Annotated in this window: 22 protein-coding genes; 12 read left to right on the top strand and 10 right to left on the bottom strand. The window is 63.9% G+C overall.

Going from position 1 to position 23,424, the window contains the following annotated elements:
• Positions 1 to 34 precede the first annotated feature (34 nt).
• From FJ953_RS00995 to FJ953_RS00980, 4 genes are all read left to right on the top strand, one after another.
• A complete protein-coding gene (locus FJ953_RS00995; RefSeq protein WP_140517347.1) occupies positions 35 to 526 on the top strand; it encodes an Lrp/AsnC family transcriptional regulator in 492 nt (163 codons plus the stop codon).
• Positions 527 to 725: 199 nt separating this feature from the next.
• On the top strand, positions 726 to 2,219 hold the full coding sequence (locus tag FJ953_RS00990; RefSeq protein WP_140623468.1) for an NAD-dependent succinate-semialdehyde dehydrogenase: 1,494 nt from the start codon (positions 726 to 728) through the stop codon (positions 2,217 to 2,219).
• 32 nt (positions 2,220 to 2,251) lie between these two features.
• Positions 2,252 to 3,631, top strand: coding sequence for an aspartate aminotransferase family protein (locus FJ953_RS00985; protein WP_140622792.1), 1,380 nt, complete (start codon positions 2,252 to 2,254; stop codon positions 3,629 to 3,631).
• Between the two features lie 104 nt (positions 3,632 to 3,735).
• Positions 3,736 to 4,851 carry an alcohol dehydrogenase family protein gene (locus FJ953_RS00980; RefSeq protein WP_140622790.1) on the top strand — a complete coding sequence of 372 codons (1,116 nt, stop codon included), beginning with the start codon at positions 3,736 to 3,738 and terminating at the stop codon, positions 4,849 to 4,851.
• Between the two features lie 68 nt (positions 4,852 to 4,919).
• Here FJ953_RS00980 and FJ953_RS00975 read toward each other — a convergent pair whose 3' ends face one another.
• Genes FJ953_RS00975 through ehuB form a run of 5 tightly spaced genes read right to left on the bottom strand, consistent with a single transcriptional unit; the run spans position 4,920 to position 8,729 of the window.
• Complete coding sequence (locus tag FJ953_RS00975) at positions 4,920 to 5,645, bottom strand: GntR family transcriptional regulator (RefSeq protein ID WP_140517353.1); 726 nt, start codon at positions 5,643 to 5,645, stop codon at positions 4,920 to 4,922.
• Entirely contained in the window at positions 5,642 to 6,421 is a 780-nt protein-coding gene (gene ehuA, locus FJ953_RS00970) for an ectoine/hydroxyectoine ABC transporter ATP-binding protein EhuA (RefSeq protein WP_140499280.1), read from the bottom strand. Before ehuA ends, FJ953_RS00975 begins: the two co-directional genes overlap by 4 nt.
• The gene (ehuD, locus tag FJ953_RS00965) at positions 6,418 to 7,077 is read right to left on the bottom strand and encodes an ectoine/hydroxyectoine ABC transporter permease subunit EhuD (protein ID WP_140499281.1); all 660 of its coding nucleotides are present in this window, start codon (positions 7,075 to 7,077) and stop codon (positions 6,418 to 6,420) included. Before ehuD ends, ehuA begins: the two co-directional genes overlap by 4 nt.
• The gene (ehuC, locus tag FJ953_RS00960; RefSeq protein ID WP_140622788.1) at positions 7,074 to 7,802 is read right to left on the bottom strand and encodes an ectoine/hydroxyectoine ABC transporter permease subunit EhuC; all 729 of its coding nucleotides are present in this window, start codon (positions 7,800 to 7,802) and stop codon (positions 7,074 to 7,076) included. The genes ehuD and ehuC overlap by 4 nt, the downstream gene beginning before the upstream one ends.
• A gap of 57 nt (positions 7,803 to 7,859) precedes the next feature.
• Positions 7,860 to 8,729: an ectoine/hydroxyectoine ABC transporter substrate-binding protein EhuB gene (ehuB, locus tag FJ953_RS00955; protein WP_140499283.1), complete on the bottom strand. Its 870-nt coding sequence runs from the start codon at positions 8,727 to 8,729 to the stop codon at positions 7,860 to 7,862.
• A 183-nt stretch (positions 8,730 to 8,912) separates the two neighbouring features.
• Between ehuB and FJ953_RS00950 the strand changes: the two genes are divergently transcribed.
• Genes FJ953_RS00950 through FJ953_RS00925 form a run of 6 tightly spaced genes read left to right on the top strand, consistent with a single transcriptional unit; the run spans position 8,913 to position 15,320 of the window.
• Positions 8,913 to 9,146: a hypothetical protein gene (locus tag FJ953_RS00950; protein WP_140649287.1), complete on the top strand. Its 234-nt coding sequence runs from the start codon at positions 8,913 to 8,915 to the stop codon at positions 9,144 to 9,146.
• A 36-nt stretch (positions 9,147 to 9,182) separates the two neighbouring features.
• Positions 9,183 to 10,331: a Xaa-Pro peptidase family protein gene (locus tag FJ953_RS00945; RefSeq protein ID WP_140622784.1), complete on the top strand. Its 1,149-nt coding sequence runs from the start codon at positions 9,183 to 9,185 to the stop codon at positions 10,329 to 10,331.
• 9 nt (positions 10,332 to 10,340) lie between these two features.
• On the top strand, positions 10,341 to 11,597 hold the full coding sequence (locus FJ953_RS00940) for a sarcosine oxidase subunit beta family protein (RefSeq protein WP_140565572.1): 1,257 nt from the start codon (positions 10,341 to 10,343) through the stop codon (positions 11,595 to 11,597).
• A gap of 12 nt (positions 11,598 to 11,609) precedes the next feature.
• Positions 11,610 to 11,876 carry a sarcosine oxidase subunit delta gene (locus FJ953_RS00935; protein WP_140565575.1) on the top strand — a complete coding sequence of 89 codons (267 nt, stop codon included), beginning with the start codon at positions 11,610 to 11,612 and terminating at the stop codon, positions 11,874 to 11,876.
• Complete coding sequence (locus FJ953_RS00930) at positions 11,873 to 14,821, top strand: sarcosine oxidase subunit alpha family protein (RefSeq protein WP_348641799.1); 2,949 nt, start codon at positions 11,873 to 11,875, stop codon at positions 14,819 to 14,821. The genes FJ953_RS00935 and FJ953_RS00930 overlap by 4 nt, the downstream gene beginning before the upstream one ends.
• Positions 14,814 to 15,320: a sarcosine oxidase subunit gamma family protein gene (locus FJ953_RS00925; RefSeq protein WP_224519039.1), complete on the top strand. Its 507-nt coding sequence runs from the start codon at positions 14,814 to 14,816 to the stop codon at positions 15,318 to 15,320. Before FJ953_RS00930 ends, FJ953_RS00925 begins: the two co-directional genes overlap by 8 nt.
• 222 nt (positions 15,321 to 15,542) lie before the next feature.
• Here the strand turns inward: FJ953_RS00925 and FJ953_RS00920 are convergent, their stop codons facing one another.
• From FJ953_RS00920 to FJ953_RS00900, 5 genes are all read right to left on the bottom strand, one after another.
• Complete coding sequence (locus tag FJ953_RS00920) at positions 15,543 to 16,136, bottom strand: DJ-1/PfpI family protein (RefSeq protein ID WP_140499290.1); 594 nt, start codon at positions 16,134 to 16,136, stop codon at positions 15,543 to 15,545.
• 67 nt (positions 16,137 to 16,203) lie between these two features.
• Positions 16,204 to 17,154, bottom strand: a complete 951-nt coding sequence (locus FJ953_RS00915; RefSeq protein WP_140622782.1) for a substrate-binding domain-containing protein — start codon at positions 17,152 to 17,154, stop codon at positions 16,204 to 16,206.
• 57 nt (positions 17,155 to 17,211) lie between these two features.
• Positions 17,212 to 18,183: an ABC transporter permease gene (locus FJ953_RS00910; RefSeq protein ID WP_140499447.1), complete on the bottom strand. Its 972-nt coding sequence runs from the start codon at positions 18,181 to 18,183 to the stop codon at positions 17,212 to 17,214.
• Positions 18,184 to 18,200: 17 nt separating this feature from the next.
• Positions 18,201 to 19,778, bottom strand: a complete 1,578-nt coding sequence (locus FJ953_RS00905; RefSeq protein ID WP_140622779.1) for a sugar ABC transporter ATP-binding protein — start codon at positions 19,776 to 19,778, stop codon at positions 18,201 to 18,203.
• A gap of 6 nt (positions 19,779 to 19,784) precedes the next feature.
• A complete protein-coding gene (locus tag FJ953_RS00900; RefSeq protein WP_140517369.1) occupies positions 19,785 to 20,483 on the bottom strand; it encodes a GntR family transcriptional regulator in 699 nt (232 codons plus the stop codon).
• Positions 20,484 to 20,692: 209 nt separating this feature from the next.
• Here FJ953_RS00900 and FJ953_RS00895 point away from each other — a divergent pair, with 209 nt between their 5' ends.
• Positions 20,693 to 21,916, top strand: coding sequence for an iron-containing alcohol dehydrogenase (locus tag FJ953_RS00895; RefSeq protein ID WP_140499298.1), 1,224 nt, complete (start codon positions 20,693 to 20,695; stop codon positions 21,914 to 21,916).
• Between the two features lie 14 nt (positions 21,917 to 21,930).
• Positions 21,931 to 23,418, top strand: coding sequence for an NAD-dependent succinate-semialdehyde dehydrogenase (locus FJ953_RS00890; RefSeq protein WP_140622777.1), 1,488 nt, complete (start codon positions 21,931 to 21,933; stop codon positions 23,416 to 23,418).
• The last annotated feature ends 6 nt before the right edge of the window (positions 23,419 to 23,424 follow it).

Genomic DNA, 23,424 nt, shown 5'->3' with positions numbered 1-23,424 from the left:
CGTCATGGTACGGCGGACCAAAAAGTGGATACAGATGGCCGCCGCGAAACTCGACCCGATCGACCTCAGAATCCTCGACGCCATCCAGCGTGACGGGCGCATCACCAAGCTGGCGCTGGCCGACAAGGTCGGCCTGTCGCCGACGCCGTGCTGGATGCGGCTGCGCAAGCTGGAAAAGGCCGGCATCGTCTCCGGCTATCATGCCTCGATTGCCATGCGCGTCGTCGCACCCGTCGCCACCGTGCTGATGGAGGTGACGCTGGCCAGCCATCGCCAGGCCGATTTCGACCGCTTCGAGCGTGTCATCCGCGACATACCTGAGATTGTAGCCTGCTGGTCGGTGGGCGGCGGCGTCGACTACGTTCTGAAGGTGATGGCGCGCGATATCGATACCTATCAGCGGCTGGTCGATGCCTTGCTCGAACGCGAAATCGGCATCGATCGCTACTTCACCTACATCGTCATCAAGACGGTGAAGGACGAGACCGTGCTACCGCTTGCCGATCTGTTGCCGGTGCAGTCCTGAGATCGAAACCAGCGTTCATCTGGCACCGTACGCTCGGAGAATGCGCGAAAGCACCCGCCCCACCCCTGCGGCTAGACAGATCGTCCTGCTCCCCAGCCGAATAGAGAGAATCTCTCTATATAGCTGCACCTAAACAGCCTCATCCTTCGCGCCGACGCCCCTAGTCTTGCGGCATCACCCCAATCGGGAGCAATCGATGATGTCCGCGCACTTTGCCCGTTCGCACCGCCATGAGGCGCTCGACCGCCTCGCCGACCGCCGGCTGCTGCGCGAGCTTGCCTATGTCGACGGGCACTGGACGGCAAGCGAGGCGGCGGAGAGCTTCGAGGTCACCGATCCCGCGACCGGCGCCACGGTGGCCTTCGTCGCCGCGCTCGATGGCCGCCAGACGGCAAGTGCCATCGACGCGGCGGCGCGCGCTTTCCCTGCCTGGCGGGCTCTGTTGCCGCAGGAGCGCTCGAAAATCCTGCGCAAATGGTTCGACCTCATCATCGCCGCGAAGGATGACCTCGCTCTGCTGATGACGCTGGAACAGGGCAAGCCCTTGAAGGAATCGCTCGGTGAGATCGATTATGCCGCCTCTTTCGTCGAATGGTATGCCGAGGAAGCAAAGCGCCTCAACGCCGAAAGCGTAACCAGCCATCTGGCGAAGGCGGAAATGACGGTGCGGCGCGAGCCGCTCGGCGTCGTCGGCGTCGTGACGCCGTGGAACTTCCCGTCCGCCATGCTGACCCGCAAGGCGGCTGCGGCCCTTGCCGCCGGTTGCACCATCGTCGCGCACCCCTCTTCGGAAACGCCGCTCTCGGCGCTGGCGCTGGCCGAACTGGGCGAGCGCGCCGGCCTGCCCGCCGGCATCTTCAACGTCGTCACCGGCAAGGCGTCGATCATTGTCGGGCGAATGTGCGAGGACCCTCGCGTGCGCGCCATGAGCTTCACCGGTTCGACCGAGATCGGCAGGCTGATCGCGGCCCAGAGCGCGCCGACGATGAAGCGGCTGGTTATGGAGCTTGGCGGCCACGCGCCGCTGATCGTCTTTGCCGACGCCGATCTCGACAAGGCCGTGCGCATCGCCGTCGACGCCAAATTCGCCACGTCCGGCCAGGACTGCCTCGCGGCCAACCGCATCTATGTCCAGCGGCCGATCTACGATCGTTTCTGCGCCGCCTTCGCCAAGCGCATCGAGGCGCTGCGGACCGGCAATGGCCTTGCCGACGAAAGCGACATCGGCCCGCTGATGCATGAGCGCGCCGTCAAGAAGGTCGAGGAGCAGGTCACCGACGCGCTCGCCCATGGCGCCCGCTGCCTCGTTGGCGGCATAAGGCACCAGGCCGGCCCGTTGTTTTACCAGCCGACGCTGCTGGCTGACGTATCTGACGAGGCACTGATCATGCGCGAAGAAACGTTTGGTCCGGTCGCAGCCGTGACGCCGTTCGACAGCGAGGACGAGGTGACCGCGCGCGCCAACGCCACTGAATATGGTCTGGTCGCCTATGTCGTGACCGAGAACGGCGCCCGCCAGCAGCGCCTGGGCAGGGCGCTGGACTACGGCATGGTCGCCATCAACCGCGTCAAGATCACCGGTGCGCCGATCCCGTTCGGCGGCGTCAAGCAGTCCGGCATTGGCCGCGAGGGTTCGCGTCAGGGGCTCGAAGCTTTCACCGATCTCAAATATCTTTGCCTGGACGTCGCTTAAGCCGCGTCCACGTTCCTCAAGGAGTCAAAAGAATGCTCGACCAGTCCAACGAACTCGCCGCCTGGGATCGTGATCACTTCTTCCATCCCTCGACGCATATGGGCACCCACGCGCGCGGTGAATCGCCGACGCGCATCATGGCCGGCGGTGAAGGCGTCACCGTCTGGGACAGCAACGGCAGAAAAAGTATCGATGCCTTCGCCGGCCTCTACTGCGTCAATGTCGGCTATGGCCGCCAGAAGATCGCTGACGCCATCGCCGCCCAGGCCACGAACCTCGCCTATTACCACGCCTATGTCGGCCACGGCACCGAGGCCTCGATCACGCTGTCGAAGATGATCATCGACCGTGCGCCGAAGGGCATGTCGAGGGTCTATTTCGGCCTCTCCGGTTCGGATGCCAACGAAACCAACATCAAGCTGATCTGGTACTACAACAACGTGCTTGGCCGCCCGGAGAAGAAGAAGATCATCTCGCGCTGGCGCGGCTATCACGGCTCCGGCATCATGACGGGGTCGCTGACCGGGCTCGATCTCTTCCACAATGCCTTCGACCTGCCGCGCGCGCCGATCCTGCACACCGAGGCGCCCTACTATTTCCGCCGCGCCGACCGTTCGATGAGCGAGGAGCAATTTTCGCAGCATTGCGCCGACAAGCTCGAGGAGATGATCCTGGCCGAGGGCCCCGAGACCGTCGCCGCCTTTATCGGCGAGCCGATCCTCGGCACTGGCGGCATCGTGCCGCCGCCCGCCGGCTACTGGGAGAAAATCCAGGCGGTGCTGAAGAAGTACGACGTGCTCCTGGTCGCCGACGAAGTGGTGACGGGCTTCGGCCGGCTGGGCACCATGTTCGGCTCCGACCATTACGGCATCAAGCCGGACCTGATCACCATCGCCAAGGGCTTGACCTCCGCCTACGCGCCGCTGTCGGGCGTCATCGTCGCCGACAAGATGTGGCAGGTGCTGGTGCAGGGCTCCGACAAGCTCGGCTCGCTCGGTCACGGCTGGACTTATTCGGCGCATCCGATCTGCGTCGCCGCGGGTGTGGCCAACCTCGAACTGATCGATGAGATGGATCTGGTGAGGAATGCCGGCGAGACCGGCGCCTATTTCCGCGCGGAATTGGCCAGGGCCGTCGGCGGCCACAAAAACGTCGGCGAGGTGCGCGGTGACGGCATGCTGGCGGCGGTCGAGTTCGTCGCCGACAAGGACGACCGTGTGTTCTTCGATCCGGCGCAGAAGATCGGACCGCAGATCGCCACGGCCCTCGCCGCAAGCGGGGTCATCGGCCGCGCCATGCCGCAGGGCGACATTTTGGGCTTCGCCCCGCCGCTTTGCCTGACGCGCGAGGAGGCTGACACCGTGGTGGCCAAGACCGCCGATGCCGTGAAGAGCGTGTTCGCCAATCTCTAATTGCCGAGATCGGCGCTGCCCCCATCCGCCTGCCGGCGCCTTCTCGTCGTTCACGGAGAGAGGGTAAAGGTGAGGGGCAGCGCTGACCTACAAAGTATTCGGAAGTGAACGCGATGACCTCTCATCCCACCCTCCCAGTCACCATGGCGGCCGTGCAGCTTACCGGCCACGGCGGCCCGGAAAAGCTCGTCTACCGCACTGACGTGAAAGTGCCTGCGCCCGCCGCCGGCGAAGTGCTGGTCAAGGTGAGCGCCTGCGGCATGAACAACACCGACGTCTGGGTTCGCCAGGGCGCCTATGGCACGGAGGAGGACGCAGGGGCCGTGTCGACATGGCGGCGCCAGGGCAACACCCTGACCTTTCCGCGTATCCAGGGCACCGACACGGTCGGCACCGTCGCTGCCGTTGGCGCAGGGGTCTCGCCGGAACGCATCGGCGAACGAGTGATGGTCGATTTCTCGATCTACAATCGCGACGACGATTCGCTCGCCGACATTGACTATATGGGTCACGGCCGCGACGGCGGTTACGCCGAATACCAGGCTGTACCGGCCGAGAACGCCCATGTCGTCGACACTGACTTGAGCGATGTCGAACTCGCCACCTTCTGCTGCGCCTATCTCACCGGCGAGCAGATGCTGGAACGTGCAGGGCTCAAGGCCGGCGAACGCGTGCTGGTCACCGGCGCCTCGGGCGGCGTCGGCTCCGGCATCGTGCAATTGGCGCGGGCGCGCGGAGCCATTCCCTATGCCGTCGTCGGCAACGGCAAGGAGCAGGCAGTGCTCGACATCGGCGCCGAAGCCGTGATCACCCGTGGCGTGGCCGACCTGCCGCAAGCCGTGGCCAAGGTGACCGGCGGCCAGCCCATCGACGTCGTGGCCGACCTTGTCGGCGGCGCGATCTTCAACGATCTGTTGCGCATCCTGAGGCCTGAGGGCCGCTACACCACCGCAGGCGCCATCGCCGGCCCGGTCGTCCAGCTCGATCTCAGGACCATGTATCTCAAGCAGCTTCAGCTCCACGGCTCGAGCCAGGGCACACGTGCGGATTTCCGCCGTATCGTGCGCTATATCGAGGAAGACAAGATCCGGCCGCTGGTCGGCGGCGTCTACAGGCTTTCCGATTTCCACCGCGCCCAAGCCGATTTCATCGCCAAGGATTTCGTCGGCAAGCTGGTGGTGGTGCCTGATGCCGTGGCTGAACGGCGGCACCCTAAATAAGAGGACGGAGCAGCAGCGCTTCTCGGCGCCGGGATGACAAGCTGCGTCACCGTGCCAAAGGACGACCGTCAGGTCTTGCCGTCAAATTCATCATGTCGGCCGGCATGGCGCACCATGCGCCGAAAGCTCATCGAGATATGGGCTCGCCTGATGTGCCCGATCGATTCCCAATCCCCGATTTCCGCCGCGGCCAGCACTTCCTCCATTTCGCGCCGGAAGGCCGTGAACTCCTCCACAAGGCCGAGTTGCGGCATCATCTTGAGGACTACGCGCGCAACCTGAAAATACAGTCTTTCGCTTATTTCGCGCAGGGGCTGGTTCCCGGTCATGCCGGATAGTTCAGTGAAGAAGTCCATGTTCAGCTGCAGAAAGGCACGCTGATCCGGGTTGAGCATATCGGAATCGCAGCGCGCGATGAGCGCTCGGATGCGATCGAGGTCGACCGCCGTTCGGGGAATTGGCGAAAGCTTGCCGACAAGCAGCGCGAGTTCCAGTCGCAGATGATAGACCTGCTGCAACTCCTCGATGTCGACGTCGGTAACGATCGTACCGACGCCGTGGATCGATTGCACAAGCCCTTCGGCCTCGAGCCGCGCCAGCACGCGTCGGACCGGTGTGCGGCTGATCTCGAATTCCTGGGCGAGTTCTTCCTCGGAGAGCCGGCTCCCCGGCGGATAGTCGAGAAGGCAGATACGGTCGCGCAGGATCAGGTAGATGCGTTCGAACCGTTCGCGCGCCGAAAGCGGACGCGAAGGCGGCACGGTCTTGGCCGAGGCATCCGTATCAAGCGTCATCCAGCCTCCAGGACAGCGTGCAGGAACTGTCGCGTCCGCTCATTCTTGGGTGCGCCGAAAAGCTCTGCCGGCGGCCCCTGCTCGCAAATTTTGCCCTGATAGAAGAAGCAGACGCGATCGGAAAATTCCTTGGCGAAGCCCATCTGGTGGGTGACCATGAGCATCGTCAGATCATGCTCGCGGCCGATTTGCCTTATCACTTGCAGCACTTCGCCGACAAGTTCCGGATCGAGCGCGGACGTCACCTCGTCGAACAGCATTATCTTGGGCCGCATCGCCAGCGCCCTTGCAATGGCGACGCGCTGTTGCTGGCCGCCGGAAAGCTGTGAAGGATAATGATCCTTCTTCTGCGACAGCCCGACCATGTCGAGAAGCTCGGCCGCCCGTGCCTCGGCATCGGCCCGCTTCATGCCAAGCACGGTCATCGGCGCCTCGATGCAATTGGCCATCGCCGTCATGTGTGGAAACAGGTTGAAAGACTGGAACACCATGCCGATCTTCGCCCGGATGCGGCGGATGTGGGCGAGATTGGCGGGCACCAGCTTTCCGCCTTGCTTCATATGGGTCAGTGGCTCGCCTTCGACCCAGATGACGCCGTCGTTGATCGTCTCCAGCGTCATCAGCATGCGCAGGACCGTGGTCTTGCCGGAACCGGACGGTCCGATGACGGAAACCTTCTCGCCGCGCGCGATTTCGAGGTTCAGCCCGTCGAGCACGGTGAGCGCGCCGTAACGCTTCGAGACATTGTCGAAACGAACCATCGGTTGTTCGGTCATCGCGCGGTCCTTCGGTTGAGCAGGCGTTCGAGGGCACGGATGAGCGCGGCCGAAACCAGGCTCATGGCCAGGAAGAACAGGCCGACCAGCGTGATCGGTTCGGTGTAGCGGAAAGTCTCGGAGCCGATGATCTTGGCCGTCTGCATGAGTTCCAGCACGGCGATGGCCGACAGCAGCGGCGTCTCCTTGAACAGCGCGACGAGATAGTTGCCGAGCGCCGGCACGATCGGCGGTATCGCCTGCGGGATGATGATGTCGCGAAAGGTCGTCCAGGAGGAGAGGTTGAGTGCGATCGAGGCTTCCCACTGGCCGCGATGGATGTTGTCGAAGCCCGCGCGGTAGACTTCCGAGCAATAGGCGGCGTAGTGAATGCCGATGGCCAGAACGCCGGCCGTGAATGCGTCGAGCACGACGCCGAATTTCGGAAAGACGAAATAGAGGAAGAAGATCTGGATGAGCAGCGGCGTCGAGCGGATCAGTTCGACCAGCACCGAGATCGTCCAGCCGGTCCAGGGCACCGCGATACGGATTACCGCGAGGACCAGCCCGAGCAAAGCCGCGATGACGAAGCCGAGCAGCGTCGCCTCGATCGAGACGACGGCGGCGCGTGCGAGCACCGGCAGGATCTCGGCGGCAAAACTCCAATCCCAGATCACGCCGCCCTCCCCCGCGCCAGACCGAGCGAGGCCCGCCTTTCGAGAAGCCGCATGCCGATAGAAACGGTGAGCGACATGGCGAGATACATCAAAAGCACCAGCGTGAAGATAGGAATGGTCTTGAAGGTGTTCTGGTTCATCTGCTGCGCCTTGAAGGCGAGGTCCGTGAGCGTGATCAGCGAAACCAGCGCCGTCGATTTCAAAAGCTCGATGAACAGATTGCCCCAGGGCGGGATCATGGCTACGAAGGCTTGGGGCAGGATGATCCGGCGCAGCATTTGCGCGCGGCTCATGTTGAGCGCCATTCCCGCCTCCCATTGGCCGCGCGCGACCGACTGGATTGCGCCGCGCACGCATTCGGATCCATAGGCGCCGACATTCAAGCCAAGCGCCAGCACCGCGACGGGAAACGCGTCGAGCGTGACCCCGAATTGCGGCAGCACGAAAAACAGCCAGAACAATTGCACCAGCGCCGAGGTGCCGCGAAAGATTTCGACATAGACCGTCGCCAGCCATCTGAGGGGCGCTGGACCATACATGCGCGCCAGCGCGGCGAGCACCCCCATCACGACCGCCAGCAGGCTGCCGAGGACGGCGATCTCGATCGTCAGGACGGCACCCTGCAATAGTCCCGGTAGGAACAGCCTGTATGTTTCCTGCGTCGCCAGCACCGCGATCACGGCCAGCGAAACGACCAGCATGGCAACGAGCGTGCGGATACCCATCTGCTTCTCCGAGGAAAAAAGAGGGCGGCGTTTTCACGCCGCCCAGCAGTTGGGAATTTATTCGCCCTTGCAGAGCTCTGCAGTCGTCTTGTTCGGCAGATAGTCCTTGCCGAAGCCGAGCGGCTCGACCAGCGCGATATGCTCCGGCGTACCGAGGAACTTCTTCAGTTCGGCGTTGAACGCTTCCTGCAGATCGGTGTCCTCCTTGCGGAAGCCGAAGCCGCCATGGCCCTTCACCGACTTGCCGGCAACTTCACCGAAGGGCTTGGTCGATTCGACGCCATCGGCCTTCTTGGCCATGTCGGCGATCGAGAGCGCGGTTAGCGCGGCAGCATCGGCACGGCCAGACTGGACCGCGGCGACCAGGCTGGATTGGTCGGGCAAGGAAACGACTTGTCCTTGGGCAACGCCGGCGTCCTTCGCATATCCCCCCTCGACGGCGCCCGCCATCACGGCGAGCTTGAGATCGGGATTGTCCTTGATGCTCGAATAGTCCTTCACGCCTTTCGGATTGCCCTTCGCGACCAGCATGGCCTGGCCGATGCCATAGGACGGTTCGGAAAAATTGATCTCGGCGCAGCGCTTGGGATTGATGAACATGCCGGCGGCGATGATGTCGAAGCGGCCGGCCTTGAGACCCGGAATGAGCGAGCCGAATTCGGTCAGCACGCCGTCGACCTGCGCAATGCCCATCTTGGCGAGCACCGCCTTGGCGACTTCCGGCGCTTCGCCGGTCAATTTGCCGTCAGGCGTGGCGAAACCGAACGGCGCCTCATTGGCGAAGCCGACGCGGATATAGCCGTCCTTCTTGGCGCGTTCGAGCGTCGTTTCGGCATGGGCCGGCAGTGACGTGAATGCGGTCGCGGCGAGCGCAAGACAGGCTGCGGCCTTCACGAGCGCGCGGCGGGATATCTGTGACGTGAACATGCATTCCCCTTTTCTTCTTCGATAGTTGTCGGCTCGAACGATGTTTCTCCACCATCGCGTCAAGCGCACTAAGACGTATACAACTCATCTGGACATATCGCAAGACGCACTGTACGAATCTGGAAAAATCGCCATAGAGCTTGATTGTGCGGCTTTGTGATGCGCAAGTTGTGCACAATTAAGATGTGCTTTCTCGATGCGGATACGAACCGCCCTTTGGATGAGGGCAGGAAGGAAAACGGCTTTGGACGCGTCGGGCGGGTTCAGCAAGGCGGAATACGCGCAGCGCCTGGCCGACGTGAGACAACGCATGGCAAGGCCGGCTTCGATCTCATCATCTGTCAGGACCCCAGCGTCACCGAAGGCGGCGGCGAGCGGCTCTGCGACGTGGCCCCCGATCCCATCGTCATTGACTGACCATCAGCCCAGGACCGGCAACTCAAGGACACCTCAATGGACCGCAATCCCTTTTCCGAAGCCGAGATCGCCGGCCGCTTGTCGAAAGTTCGCACGGCATTGGCAGAGCGCAAGCTCGACGCCGCCGTCTTCGCCTCGCCGGAGACTGTTTTCTACCTCACCGGCCTCGACCATTGGGGTTATTTCGCGCCGCACCTCCTGATCGTCACGCTCGACCGGCGCCCTATCCTGGTCACCCGGTCGATGGAGAAGGTAACGATCGAGAACCAGGTAAGGGCGGCGGAATTCCGTGGTCACTCCGACAGCGAGACCGCGGCCGACCTCACCGCACTCGTTATTTCCGAACTCGGCCTGGCCGGCAAACGGATAGGCCTCGAACACTGGACCTCCGGACTCAGCCACGGCCTCGCCCTGAAGCTCGAGGCGCAGGCCGACGCCAAGTGGAGCGACGTCTCCGGGCTGGTCGACAAGATGCGGTTGGTGAAGAGCGCCGAGGAACAGGTGCTGATGCGCCGCGCCGCCAAGGTCACGGATGCTGCGGCAGGTGCCGCAATCGCTGCCATCTCCGACGGCGCCGCCGAGCAGGAGGTTGCCGCCCAATGCGTGGCGGCGATGGTGCGCGCCGGCGGCCACGCGCCGGGCTTCGGCCCGTTCATCCGGCCCGCCGCCCGGCTCGGCGAGGAGCACACGACCTGGGGCGACGGCATCTATCGCAGCGGCGAGCCGGTCTTCGTCGAACTGTCGGGCTGTGTCTCGCGCTATCACGCGCCGCTTGGCCGGCTGATCCGCATCGGCAACATCAAGGACGAAGATGCCGCCATGGCCGAGGTCACGGCCAAGGCATTCGAGGCCGTCGTCAGGGCGCTCGAGCCAGGCGCCAGGGCGCGCGATGTCTACGCCGCCTGGCAAGGCGTCGCCGACGAGGCCGGCCTGTCGCATTATCGCCGCCATCATTGCGGCTATCTCGTCGGCATCGGCCAGCCGCCCTCATGGACCGGCGGCAATTCGGTGACGGGCCTCAGGCACGATTCCGATCTCGAAATCGAGACCGGGATGAGCTTCCACATCCTGTCCTGGCTGATGGGCACCGGCCGCGGCGACCATTTCATCTCCAACACCGTGCTGCTGACCGATGCGGGGGCCGAAGTGCTGACCCGCACCCCGGCCGGCCCGATCGTCCGCTAGACCATGAACATGGCGCGCTATTCGGCGTTTTCGATTTTCCGCAATGCCCTTTCCGGCCAGAAGAACTGGCGGCGCGCCTGGCGCGCGGCCGAGCCGAAGCCCGCCTATGACGTGATCGTCGTCGGTGGCGGCGGGCATGGCCTTGCGACGGCTTTCTACCTCGCCGAGAACCACGGCATCCGCAATGTCGCCGTTCTGGAAAAGGGCTATGTCGGCGGCGGCAATGTCGGCCGCAACACCACCGTCATCCGCTCCAACTACCTGCTTGACGGCAACACCCAGTTCTACGAATTCTCGGTCAAGCTGTGGGAAGGCTTGTCGCGGGCGCTGAACTTCAACGTGATGTTTTCGCAGCGCGGCCAGATCGTCACTGCCCATTCGGCCGATCAACTCGACACATTCAGCCATCGCGCCAACATCATGCGTCTGAACGGCATCGACGCCGACATACTCGACCGCGACGCTGTGCGCCGGCTGGTACCCTATCTCGATTTCTCCGAAACCGCGCGATTTCCGATCCATGGTGCGATCTTGCAAGGCCGCGCAGGCACGGCGCGTCATGACGCCGTCGCCTGGGGCTATGCGCGCGCTGCCGACGGCCACGGGGTCGACATCATCCAGAATTGCGAGGTGACCGGCTTTGTCCGCAACGGCGAAAGGATCGTCGGCGTCGAGACCAGCAAGGGCCGCATCGGCGCCGGCAAGGTCGGCCTCGCCGTCGCAGGCCATACTTCGCTCCTTGCCGCCAGGGCCGGCCTGGAACTGCCGATCGAAAGCCACGTGCTCCAGGCTTTCGTCACCGAGCCGCTCAAGCCGCTGGTAGATCACGTCGTCGCTTATGGCGCAGACCATTTCTATGTCAGCCAGTCGGACAAGGGCGGGCTGGTCTTCGGCGGCAATCTCGACGGCTACAATTCCTACGCCCAGCGCGGCAATCTCGGCGTCGTGCGCGAAGTGGCGGAGGCGGCGATAGCCCTGATGCCCTGCATCTCGCGTGTCAGGCTGCTGCGCCATTGGGGCGGCGTCATGGACATGACGCCGGACGCCAGTCCGATCATCTGCCCGACCCCGATAGAAGGGCTCTATCTCAATGGCGGCTGGTGCTATGGCGGCTTCAAGGCGACGCCGGCCTCCGGCTGGTGCTTTGCCCATATGCTGGCCACCGGCAAGCCGCATCCGCTGACCGCCGCCTACGCGCTCGACCGTTTCCGGACCGGCCACACGCTCGACGAGGCCGGCGCCGGACCCTCGGCCTGGCTGCAATAGAGAGCGAGAGAAATGCTTCGCATCGACTGCCCATGCTGCGGCCCGCGCGACCATGACGAGTTCCGCTATGGCGGCGACGCTTCCGCGGTGCGCCCGGCGCATGACGATCCCGATCCGGAGGCGTGGTACCGCTATGTCTATGTGCGCAAGAACCCGGCGGGACCGCACCGTGAATTCTGGCAGCACGTGACCGGCTGCCGGCAATGGCTGGTCATCGAGCGCGACACGAGGAACCACGCTATCGCATCGGTCGGCTTCGCCAGGAAAATGCCAGCATGAAAATGATTGGAAATCGTCTGGCCGCCGGCGGCCGCATCGACCGCACGCAGCCGCTCCGCTTCACATTCGACGGCCGCGAGCTGGGCGGCTATCGAGGCGATACGCTTGCTTCCGCGCTGCTTGCCAATCGGCTCATGCTGACAGGCCGCAGCTTCAAATACCATCGGCCGCGCGGCATCTTCTCGGCCGGCCCGGAAGAACCCAACGCGCTGGTTACGCTCGGAAGCGGTGGACGGCGCGAACCGAACCTTCCGGCCACGACACTGGAACTGGCTGAAGGTATGACTGCCGAAAGCCAGAATCGCTGGCCGTCCCTTGCCTTCGACGTGCAGAGCGTCAACGGCCTGTTTGCGCCCCTTCTTTCTGCCGGCTTCTACTACAAGACCTTCATGGGTCCGACCCGCCGCGCCTGGATGTTCTACGAGCATTTCATCCGTAAAGCCGCGGGATTGGGCCGGGCCGGCACCGAACCCGATCCCGACCGTTACGAGACCCGGCATGCATTTGCCGATGTTGCAGTCGTCGGCGGCGGCCCTGCCGGCCTGTCGGCGGCGCGCGCCGCGGCAGCCAGCGGCGCCAGGGTCGTCCTCGTCGAACAGGACTTTCTGCTCGGTGGCCAACTTCTTGCCGAGCGCACCGATGGCAAGGCGGCAGCCTGGCTGACAAAGATCGAGGCGGAGCTTGCAGGCCAGCCCAACGTCACCCTGATGCGCAAGACGATGGCCTTCGGCACCTATGACGGCAACACGCTGGGGCTGATCGAGCGGCATGACGGCCAGGTCGCGCAAGGCGCTGCGCGGCAGGTTTTCACCGTGCTTCGCGCCGGCTCGATCATCTTTGCGGCCGGTGCTATCGAACGGCCGCTGGTGTTCTCCAACAACGACCGGCCAGGCATCATGCTGGCGTCCGCCGCCCGGACCTATCTCAACCGCTTCGCCGTGCTGCCGGGGAAGAATATCCTCGTGGCCACGATGAACGACGGTGCCTATCGCGCTGCTTTCGACCTCGCCGCCGCCGGCGCGCGAGTGACGGTCGCGGACCAGCGCGGCGCTCCGCCCGCCGGTCTGGCGGCGGAAGCCGGACGCCTGAACGTAGAGATCCGCTCCGGAACCCGGATCGCCGATCTGCGCGGCAGCCATGCGGTGAAGGCCGTACGGCTTGCCGGCCCGAGCGCCAAATCGGAAATCGCCTGCGATTTCGTCTGCGTCTCCGGCGGCTGGTCGCCGACCGTGCATCTCACCTCGCATCTTGGCGTCAGGCCCGTCTATCGCGACGACATCGACGGCTTCGTTCCGGGCGGCTTTCCGGCAGGCCAGTTCGGCGCCGGCGCGATGATGGGGCGCTTCTCGACCGCCGACGCGATCGAGGACGGCCACCGCGCCGGCGTCGAAGCGGCATGCTTCTGTGGAAAACCGGCGGCCATGCCGGCGCCGGATGAACTCGATCTCGAAGGGGCCCCGGCCGCTCCCTTTCGTGCGATCTCTTCCGCGGGGCGCGGCAAGGCCTTCGTCGATCTACAGATGGATGTGACCACCAAGGACATCGAGCTCGCCCATCGCGAGGGCTATGAATCCGTCGAACACCTGAAGCGCTACACCACGCTCGGCATGGGGACCGACCAGGGCAAAACCAGCAATTTCGCAGCACTTTCGGCCATGGCGGCGCTGCGCCGGGCAACGATTGCGCAAACCGGAACCACGACCTTTCGCCCGCCCTACGCGGCGGTCGCGATCGGCGCGCTGGCCGGTCGCGCCGTCGGTCATCACTTCAAGCCGGTCCGTCGCACGCCGATGCACGACTGGCACCTGGCAAACGGTGCCGAGATGCTCGAGGTCGGTCTCTGGATGCGTCCGTATTTCTATCGCGATGCCGGACGCGACGTGAATGAAGCCTATGTCGCGGAGATGCGGATCGTGCGCGGCGGCGCCGGGCTGATGGACATTTCCACCCTCGGCAAGATCGACGTGCGGGGGCCGGACGCGGCCATATTCCTCGACCGTGTCTACGCCAACGGTTTCGCCAAGCTTCCGGTTGGCCGCGCGCGCTACGGCGTCATGCTGCGCGACGACGGCGTCGTCTTCGACGACGGCACCACCACGCGCTTGTCGCAAAATCGCTTCTTCATGACCACCTCTACCGCCAAGGCCGCCGACGTCCTGTCGCGGTTGGAATTCCTGCTCGACACCGCCTGGCCGGATTTGCGTGTCGCGGTCTCTTCGGTAAGCGACGAGTGGGCGGCGATGTCGGTCGCCGGGCCGGCAAGCCGCGATGTCCTTGCCGCCGCCTTTCCCGCGCTCGATGTCTCCAACGAGACGCTGCCGCATATGGGCGTCATCGAAGCCGGGTTCGACGGACGGGCCCTGCACGTTATCCGCCTCAGCTATTCCGGCGAGCGCGCCTACGAAATCTATGTCGGTGCCAGCGCCGGCGAACAGGCCTGGAGCCGTCTCATCGAAGCAGGCGCGCCGTTCGGCCTCAAACCTTATGGCGTCGAGGCACTCGGTGCGCTGCGCGTCGAAAAGGGCCACGTCGCCGGGCCCGAGATCGATGGCCGCACCACGCTCGACGATCTCGGCCTCGGCCGCATGGTTGGCAAACGCAGCGGATTCGTCGGCGACGTCCTCCGACGCCGCCCGGCGTTTCAGGCGCCCGACCGCCAGCGCCTCATCGGGCTGGAATGCATCGAGGACGGCAAGCGGCTGCGCGGAGGCGCCATATTGTTCCTGCCTGGCGATGCCGTCACCGGCCACGGGCGCGGCCGGATCACGTCGGTCACCTTCAGCCCGGAACTCGGCCACTATGTCGGACTGGCGCTGTTCGCCGGCAATGCCCCGGCCGAAGGAGACGAGATCACCGCGGTCTACCCGATGCGGACAGAGACGGTTCGCGCCCGCGTCGTGCCCTCCGTCTTCCTCGATCCCAAGGGAGAGCGCATGCATGGTTGAACCTGTGCTGTCGAAGGACTTCAACCTGTGGGCCTCCGATTGCCCGATCGTTCAGATCGAGGGCTGGGAAGAAACGCTGACAAGATTCGAAACGAGCGTCTCGCAGGCCTTGGGCGCGACGCTTCCTGCCGACGTCGGCGAGACGGTTCGGCATGCTGGCGCCCTCATCGTCAGGATCGCGCCCCGCCGTCTTTGGCTGATCGTCGAGACAGGTGCGGAACCGCCGGCCATTGCGATCGATCCTGAATTGGGCTGCTCGGTTCTGCTCGGCGAAGGCCGGGTGCGATTCAGGATGGAGGGTGCGCGTCTTCAGGACATTCTCTCTGCCTGCATGCCGGTCGACTGGTCGTCCGCCGCTTCGGCTCCCGGCCGTGCCGTACAGACGTCCGTCCATCACGTGCCGGCGCTCTATCTGCGAACGGGCGAGAGCAGCTGCGACCTGATCGTGCCGCGAAGCTTCGCCCGCAGCCTTGCCGACTGGATTGCCGCCGCGCGTTAAAGCAACCCCAGGAAAAGTGCGTAACGTTTTTCCGCTCGCGATTGCGTAAGGAAAAAGCTGGACCTGTCCGGCGATCCTGTCGGCCGCTAAACCGGCAGGACGCACCGCGCGCATACCTTTTGCACGACGGTCGATATAGTTGTCCGCATCGGCGAAGGCCTCGGTATCACTGTGGAGGCCGACACGCCACGGCAGCGCGCCGGCCTCCACCTGGTTCGTGGCTCAGTTGTGGCGGATTTCCGTGCCGAGCACTTTCAGGCACTCACGGATGAAGGCGGCCAGCGCCGTCCATCCCTTGGCCGACACCATCGTACCATCGACATAGGCTTCCGTCGGCGAGAGGTCGATATAGGTACCGCCCGCGAGAGTGACTTCCGGCTCGCAGGCGCCCAGCGCCCCGACCTTCTTGCCGCGCACGACGCCGTCGACCGCAATCAGGATCTGCACGCCATGGCAGATCGTGAAGATCGGCTTCTTGGTCTCGTGAAAGTGTCGAACGATCGTCTGCACCCGCTTGTCGGTGCGGATGTATTCCGGTCCGCGTCCGCCCGCGCAGTAGACCGCGTGGTACTGGTCGAGCTGCTTTTCCGCATCCGAGAACGTCTTGTTGATCAGCGCGTAGTGCCCGAGCTTTTCGGTGTAGGTCTGGTCCCCTTCGAAATCGTGCAGCGAGGTCTTGATCAGGTCGCCCGCATTCTTGTCGGGGCATACGACATGGACCGTGTGACCAACGGCTTCCATCGCTTGCTGGTAAACGAAAATCTCGTATTCCTCGGTGAACTCACCGGTCAGCATCAATATCTTCTTGCCTGGCATAGCTCTTCCTCTCTGTTGTTGGCATGCAAGGCGCATCACGCGCCTTGCCTCATTCGGATTGCGGGCCTCAGAACGGGGAGTCGGGGAAGTAATATTCCTTGGCGTTGGCCTGGGTTATGAGCGGGGCGTCGAGTTTGACGGCACCGCGAACCGGAGCCTGACCGATCAAGTTGGCCACGGTCATGTAGATAGCGGTCTTGATCATCGCCGGCGGATACGGCGTCTCGACCGGTGTCATCGCATCCCCGTCTATCACCTTCTTCACGATGTCCTTCATGCCGTTGCCGCCGAGCGCTAGCTTGATATCGGTTCGGCCGGACTGCTTGACGGCCTCGAGCACACCGAGAAGCATGTCGTCGTCATTGGCCCAGACCGCATCGATGTGCGGGTGCTTGGCCAGGTAATCCTGCATGAGCTTGAAGGCCTCGTCGCTGTTCCAGTGGGCATACTGCATGTCGAGCACCTTCAGGCCGGTGCCCTTGATGGTATCCTCGAAGCCCTTGATGCGCTCATCGTCGATGACGGTGGGAATGCCGCGCAGCACGACGACGTCACCTTTGCCGCCCAGTTTGTCGATCATGAACTTCGCTGTGTTGGTGCCAACCGCGATGTTGTCGCCGGCAAGATACAGGTCCTGAATGGAAGGGTCGGTCAATCCCCTGTCGACGACGGTGATGAACGTGCCCATGTCCTTGATGGCTTTCACCGGCTGGGTCAGTTCCTCGGAGGTGTAGGGCAGTATCACCAGCGCATCCAGCTTGCGGCTGGCCGACAGATCCTCCAGCGCGCTTACCTGGTCGGCCGCCGAGGGCGACGTCTTCACGACGACTTCGACATCCGGGAAGGCCGCGTTGATTTCCTTTGCAGCGGCCTGCGCGTGATAGACGATGCCGGCCGTCCAGCCATGATCCGCCGCCGGGATCGACACCGCGACCACCTTCTTGTCGGCTGCAAGCGCCTGGCCGGCCACCATCAGTGCGCCGACTGCCGCTACGGCAACCCATTTCCTGCTAAACATAAATACCTCCCAGAGATATGGACCACACAACAGGCGCCCGTCCGGTCCGAAGACGGGCTATTTCGAAAATCTTTGCACGAGCATGGCGATGATGATGATGACGCCCTGCACCGCGGCGACGAGGTATTCGGAAACGAAATCCGACAACACCATCAGGTTGGCGATCAGTTCCAGGATCACCGCACCGGCGATGGTGCCCCAGATGCGGCCCTTGCCGCCCCGCAGCGCCGTTCCGCCAATGACAACGGCCGTTATCACCTGCAGCTCCCAAAGCTGTCCGGTGGTCGGGGTGGCGGCTCCGAGACGAGGCACGTAACAGATGGCGGCGACCGCCACGCATGCACCCTGGATGACATAGGCAATGGTGCGCGTCTTGACGACCGAGATGCCCGAATAGCGGGCGACGTCCTCGTTCGCGCCCACCGCCGCGCATTTGCGGCCATATTTGGTCTTGTAGAGGACAAATGCGCCGACCACCGCAACGAGCGCCGACAGAAGGATCGGCACCGGAATGCCCGCGACGGCGCCGAAATAGACCGGCCGGTACGCGTCCCGCAGCGAGCGATCGATCGGGATCGTGCCGCCATCGGTCATATAGGTGATCAGTGCGCGGAAGATACCCATTGTGCCGAGCGTGGCGATGAACGGCTCGATCCTTCCGACCGTGACGATGAGACCGTTCGCGAGGCCGCATAGAAGCCCCGCGACGACTGCTATCACCATGCCTGCCGGGATGGCCCAAAGGCCGAGGCTGGGGGCCATCATGTTCATGAACATGATCGTGACGCCGGCGATGAAGGCGACCATCGAGCCGACCGAAAGGTCGAGCCCGCCTGATGAGATCACGAATGTGGCGCCGACGGCTATGATGGCGACATAAGCGCTGCGCGTGATCACGTTGCCCAGGTTTGTCGCGGAAAGAAAATCCGGATTGATGAGGAATCCCGCCACCAGTAGTGCGAACAGTGCAAGGAAAGGGCCGGCATCCGTCCACGAGAAATGGTGCTGCCTGTCGCTTCGGGCAGACATGGAATGGGTAAGCGCCGTCACTGTCTTCCTCCTTGGGCCGTGTCATGGCCTTTGTCACTGGTCGCCAGCAGCGCGATGTTGCTTTCGATCATCGTTTCGCCCGAGACCTCGCCGCTGATCCTGCCTTCGCGCATGACCAGGACGCGGTCGCAGATGCCGACCAGCTCCTGCATCTCCGAGGAGATGACGATGCAGGCTTTGCCTTGGCTCACGAGTTCCTGGATGAAGGCGTAGATCTGCGCCTTGTTGGCGATGTCGATCCCGCGCGTCGGCTCATCGATGATCACGACCGAAGGATTGGTCAGAAGCACCTTGGCCAGCAAAAGTTTCTGCTGGTTTCCGCCCGAAAGCTGCCCTGCCCTGGCGTTGTGGCTCTTCACCCGGATGTCGTAGCTGAAGACGGCCCGGGCGAGCGCCTCGGATTCGCGACCGCGCAGAACCAGCAGTCCCGGATGCAGAAGGCCAAGCGACGAGAGAGTCAGGTTCGGCGCCAGCCGCTCCTGCAAAAGCAGGCCCTTGCCCTTGCGATCTTCCGTCAGATAGCCGATGCCCGCCTCTATGGCCTCGCGCTGCGAACGTATCTGTATCGGCGACCCGTTGAGCTCGATCGTAGCCGTCGCCGGCCTAAGCCCCACAATGCCTTCGAACAACTCGGTTCGCCCCGCCCCGATCATGCCGGCGAAGCCAAGAATCTCGCCTTTGTGAACGGTAAAGGACACGTCCCGTGCATAACCCGGAACAGTCGCGTTTCTGACGGTCAGCATGGGCCGGCTCGTCTGGACCTCGCGCTTGTGAGGATAAAGCGCGGCGAGTTCGCGCCCGACCATAAGCTGCGCCATGTCGGCCTGGCTCAACGCATGGCCGGGATAGGTGCCGATCATCTTGCCGTCGCGCAGGACCGTGACCTTGTCCGCCAGCCGCTGCACCTCGTCGAGGCGATGGCTGATGTAGAGAACCGCGATGCCCCGCGCCCTGAGCCCGAAGGTGATGGCGAGCAAACGCTCGACCTCCCCACCGGTCAGCACCGCTGTCGGTTCGTCGAAGATGACGACCCTGTGGTCGTCGAGCAACGCGCGGGCGATTTGCACGAGCTGGCGATCCGCCAGCGAAATGTCTCGGACCAGCGCGGTCGGCGACACCTCGCAACCGATCTCGGCCAGTTTCGCGGCCGCTATGCGGCGCATGGCGCCATCATCGACGATTCCGCGCCTGGAGAGCTCGCGGCCGAGAAAGAGATTGTCAGTCACCGTGAGCGCTTCGGCCAGGAGGATTTCCTGATGCACCAGCGCGATGCCTGCCGCCTGCGCCTGGTGAGGTGTCCTGAAACTCACGCGGTCACCGGCCATGGACAGGCTGCCGGCGGTCGGTTCGATGTAACCGGAAAGCAAGCGCATGAATGTCGACTTGCCGGCGCCATTCTCGCCGATAACGGCATGGATCTCGCCAGGGAAAATATCCAGCGTGATGTCCGACAACACGGTCACCGGGCCGTATTGTTTGCAAAGCCCTTCCGCGCGCAGCACCGGAGCCACAGCCGGTGTGGGCTCCGGCGGCAAAGCGGTGACGCTTCCGTCGATGCGAGTGGCAACTGACATCGCGGCCTACTCGAATGCAGGCAGGAGCCTGTCCCGCGAATTCTCTATGTGCACGCGCATCGCCTTTTCGGCGGCAACCGGATCGCTGGCCGCGAAAGCGGCGAGGATGGCTTCGTGCTCGTCGAGCGCCTCCTCGGTGACCCGCGAGTGATACATCAGGCGGAAAATGTGGAAGTGGGTGTGCTGGTGGTTCAGCGTTTCGCGGATGAGCTCGTTCTGCGCGAACTCCATGACCTTGTCGTGGAAGATGGCATCCTGGCGGGCGAAGTTCGAATAACGCAGGCGTTCGTCCTTGCTCACGCGCCTGGCCATCACGCCAGCCGCCTCCTGCAAAATCATCAGCCGGGCTTCGTCGAGCGCAGCGGCTGCCTTGGCGGCGGCTGCAGGTTCGAGCAGCAGGCGCAGTTCATAGAGTTCGTCGAAACGGCGCCGTGTGATCTGGGGCGCGGCCCGGTACCCGATCAGATGGGTTTTCACCACCAGGCCCTCGCCTTCCAGCCGCCCAAGAGCTTCGCGGATCGGCGTATGCGAGACGTTGAACTCCTTGACAAGGTTGTCGACGGTGATCCGCGATCCCGGAGCTATTTTCAGCGACATCAGCTGCTGGAAGATCGCCTCGTAGACGTCGCCCGACAGGCTGTTGGCACGCTGAATGCGGCCTGTCAACCGAGCGTCATTGTCGACGGTAAGGTCTGGATTCTGCATGTTTTGCCTCTTGACAGGGGCGACCTCTAACACGATGCTCCGCGCAATTCAATCCTATATCCTATACGATTTTATAGAGGATATTTCGTGAGGCAGGAAAACTCGACGACGGCTCTGGCCCGTGCCTTGCCCGAACCACGCCACGCACGCTGGGCAAGCGGTGATCTCCGATCCCCCGCTCCCCAATCCATATTCGAAGGACACAGTTCATGACGCTATTTGCAGCAGCCCGGTTGCCGCATGAGATTCTTTTCGGCAAAGGCCAGCGCCACGCGCTGCCTGATATTGCCGCCAGATATGGCCGGCGCGCATTCATCTGCACGGATGAGCGTTTCGCCGGGACGCCAATGTTCGCGCAGATCAGCGCGGCACTGAGAGCAGGCTCGATCGAAACGCTCGTGTACGATCGCATCCTCCCGGATGTCCCTCGTGACAGCGTTGCCGTCTGTGCCGCCCATGCGAAGGACTTCAAGCCGGACATGGTGATCGGGATCGGTGGCGGCAGTTGCCTGGACATGGCCAAAAGCGCCGCGCTGCTGATCAGTCACGGCGGGTCGCTTCAGGACTACTACGGGGAGTTCAAGGTGCCCGGCCCCACGCTTCCGGTAATCGCGGTCCCGACCACCGCCGGCACCGGTTCGGAAGTGACGCCGGTGGCGGTGATCTCCGATCCGGAGCGGACGCTTAAGGTCGGCATTTCCAGTCCCCATCTCATTGCCGCGGTCGCGCTCTGCGATCCGGAACTCACCTCGACATGCCCGCCCTCCCTCACGGCAATTGCCGGAGCCGACGCGCTCACCCACGCGATCGAAGCCTTTACGTCCGCCAAACGCGGCGCCGATCCGCACTTGCCGCAGCGGCATGTCTTCGTCGGCAAGAGCGCCCTTACCGATCATTTCGCGCTGCTGGCCATCCAGCTCCTGGGCCGCAGTCTCGAAAAGGCGTACAGGGACGGCTCGGACGAAGACGCACGCGCCGATGTCATGATGGGAGCGCTGGCGGCCGGCTGCGCTTTCGGCACGGCCGGAACGGCGGCTGCCCACGCCGTGCAATATCCCGTCGGCGCGCTTACCCACACGCCGCACGGATTGGGCGTGGCGACGATGCTTCCCTACGTGATGAGCTACAATCTGCCCGCCGCGACCGACGAAATAGCGGCGGTCGGCGCCGCTCTGGGGGTGACGGAGACAAAGAGCGCCGAGGCGACCGCGCGCGCCACCATCGATGAGGTGGCCCGGCTGTTCGCGGCGATCGGCATCACCCGCACGCTGGCCGATCTGGGTCTTCCACACGACAAGATCGACTGGACCGCCGAGCAGGCGCTCGGCATCGATCGGCTGATCAAGAACAACCCTCGTCCTTTCGACATCGCCGCGATGCGGCGGCTGGTGAGGGCCGCCTATGACGGCGACATGGCCGCAAGCTCAGTCTGACCAGAGGTGATGAGATGAACGTACCCCAAGGGCAACTCAACGAAGATCCGGACATGTTCGACTACACCACATTCTCGCACGGCCTCTATATCGACGGACACTGGCGACCGTCTTCCGACGGTCGTCTCATTGAGGTGATCGATCCTTCCACGGAGGCCGTGATTGCGGCTGTCCCGGACGCCACGATTGCCGATGCCGCCGCTGCCGTCGAGGCGGCTGCGAAGGCGGCGGCAGGCTGGCGCGCAACCGCGCCGCGCAAGCGTTCGGAAATACTGCGGCGTTGTTTCGAATTGATGGTCGAACGGTCCGATACGCTGGCGGCGCTGATCTCGCTGGAGAACGGCAAGGCGCTGCGCGACGCGCGCGGCGAGGTCGCCTATGCGGCTGAATTCTTCCGCTGGAATGCCGAGGAAGCGGTGCGCATCAGCGGCGAGTTCGGCCTGGCGCCGTCAGGCGCCAACCGGATCGTCGTCGATTATCATCCGATCGGCATCTGCGTGCTCATAACGCCCTGGAATTTCCCCGCCGCCATGGCGACACGCAAGATCGCGCCGGCGCTGGCCGCCGGCTGCACCGTCATTCTGAAGCCCGCCAGCGAGACGCCCCTGACCGCCTACGCGCTCGCCGCGCTGTACGAGGAGGCGGGTGTGCCTCCCGGCGTCGTCAATGTGCTCACCACTTCGAACCCCGGACCAGTGACCTCCGCCATGCTCGCCGACCCGCGCGTCCGGAAGCTATCCTTCACCGGTTCGACCGGCGTGGGTCGTGTTCTGCTGGCCGAAGCCGCCAAGCACGTCATCTCATGCTCGATGGAACTCGGCGGCAACGCCCCGTTCATCGTCTTCGATGACGCCGACCTGGACGCGGCCCTCGACGGCGCGATGGTCGCCAAGATGCGAAACGCCGGCGAGGCCTGCACGGCAGCCAACCGCATCTACGCGCAGGCCGGCATCCATGACGCGTTTGCCGAAGGTCTGCGCCAACGCATGGCCGCGCTCAAGCTCGGTTCAGGCACCGACCCGGACACCGAATGCGGTCCGATGATTACCAGGAAGGCCGTCGAGAAGATCGATCGGCTGGTCAAGGACGCGGTCGGCCGTGGGGCCAGGATCCTGTGCGGCGGCGCGGTCGCCGACGACAAGGGCTATTTCTATCCGCCGACCGTCCTTCGGGACGTGCCCGCGAATGCCGAGATGGCGCAGGAGGAGATATTCGGTCCGGTGGCCCCGATCAGCCGCTTCGAGAACGAGGACGAAGTCATCGCGCGCGCCAACGACACGGAATACGGCCTTGCCGCCTACATCTACACGCGTGATCTGGCCAGGGGCATGCACGTGGCATCGAAGATCGAAACGGGCATGGTCGCGCTCAATCGCGGCCTGATGTCGGATCCGGCGGCACCTTTCGGCGGCGTCAAGCAGAGCGGCCTTGGCCGCGAAGGCGGACAGAAGCACGGCATTGCCGAGTTCATGGAGGCGAAGTACATCGCCGTGACCATGTGAACGGGC

Origin of the sequence: Mesorhizobium sp. B2-3-6, assembly GCF_006442305.1 — a bacterium.
GTDB lineage: Bacteria > Pseudomonadota > Alphaproteobacteria > Rhizobiales > Rhizobiaceae > Mesorhizobium.
Note: the sequence above shows the minus strand (reverse complement) of the source record. Positions and strands in the feature narration are given on the sequence as shown.

Excerpts from the sequence above, each read along its gene's own strand:
- FJ953_RS00995 (WP_140517347.1), top strand. The coding sequence starts at position 35 with ATGGCCGCCGCGAAACTCGACCCGATCGACCTCAGAATCCTCGACGCC.
- FJ953_RS00990 (WP_140623468.1), top strand. The coding sequence starts at position 726 with ATGTCCGCGCACTTTGCCCGTTCGCACCGCCATGAGGCGCTCGACCGC.
- FJ953_RS00985 (WP_140622792.1), top strand. The coding sequence starts at position 2,252 with ATGCTCGACCAGTCCAACGAACTCGCCGCCTGGGATCGTGATCACTTC.
- FJ953_RS00975 (WP_140517353.1), bottom strand. The coding sequence starts at position 5,645 with ATGACGCTTGATACGGATGCCTCGGCCAAGACCGTGCCGCCTTCGCGT.
- ehuA (WP_140499280.1), bottom strand. The coding sequence starts at position 6,421 with ATGACCGAACAACCGATGGTTCGTTTCGACAATGTCTCGAAGCGTTAC.
- ehuC (WP_140622788.1), bottom strand. The coding sequence starts at position 7,802 with ATGGGTATCCGCACGCTCGTTGCCATGCTGGTCGTTTCGCTGGCCGTG.
- ehuB (WP_140499283.1), bottom strand. The coding sequence starts at position 8,729 with ATGTTCACGTCACAGATATCCCGCCGCGCGCTCGTGAAGGCCGCAGCC.
- FJ953_RS00950 (WP_140649287.1), top strand. The coding sequence starts at position 8,913 with ATGTGCTTTCTCGATGCGGATACGAACCGCCCTTTGGATGAGGGCAGG.
- FJ953_RS00945 (WP_140622784.1), top strand. The coding sequence starts at position 9,183 with ATGGACCGCAATCCCTTTTCCGAAGCCGAGATCGCCGGCCGCTTGTCG.
- FJ953_RS00940 (WP_140565572.1), top strand. The coding sequence starts at position 10,341 with ATGGCGCGCTATTCGGCGTTTTCGATTTTCCGCAATGCCCTTTCCGGC.
- FJ953_RS00935 (WP_140565575.1), top strand. The coding sequence starts at position 11,610 with ATGCTTCGCATCGACTGCCCATGCTGCGGCCCGCGCGACCATGACGAG.
- FJ953_RS00930 (WP_348641799.1), top strand. The coding sequence starts at position 11,873 with ATGAAAATGATTGGAAATCGTCTGGCCGCCGGCGGCCGCATCGACCGC.
- FJ953_RS00925 (WP_224519039.1), top strand. The coding sequence starts at position 14,814 with ATGGTTGAACCTGTGCTGTCGAAGGACTTCAACCTGTGGGCCTCCGAT.
- FJ953_RS00920 (WP_140499290.1), bottom strand. The coding sequence starts at position 16,136 with ATGCCAGGCAAGAAGATATTGATGCTGACCGGTGAGTTCACCGAGGAA.
- FJ953_RS00915 (WP_140622782.1), bottom strand. The coding sequence starts at position 17,154 with ATGTTTAGCAGGAAATGGGTTGCCGTAGCGGCAGTCGGCGCACTGATG.
- FJ953_RS00910 (WP_140499447.1), bottom strand. The coding sequence starts at position 18,183 with ATGTCTGCCCGAAGCGACAGGCAGCACCATTTCTCGTGGACGGATGCC.
- FJ953_RS00905 (WP_140622779.1), bottom strand. The coding sequence starts at position 19,778 with ATGTCAGTTGCCACTCGCATCGACGGAAGCGTCACCGCTTTGCCGCCG.
- FJ953_RS00900 (WP_140517369.1), bottom strand. The coding sequence starts at position 20,483 with ATGCAGAATCCAGACCTTACCGTCGACAATGACGCTCGGTTGACAGGC.
- FJ953_RS00895 (WP_140499298.1), top strand. The coding sequence starts at position 20,693 with ATGACGCTATTTGCAGCAGCCCGGTTGCCGCATGAGATTCTTTTCGGC.
- FJ953_RS00890 (WP_140622777.1), top strand. The coding sequence starts at position 21,931 with ATGAACGTACCCCAAGGGCAACTCAACGAAGATCCGGACATGTTCGAC.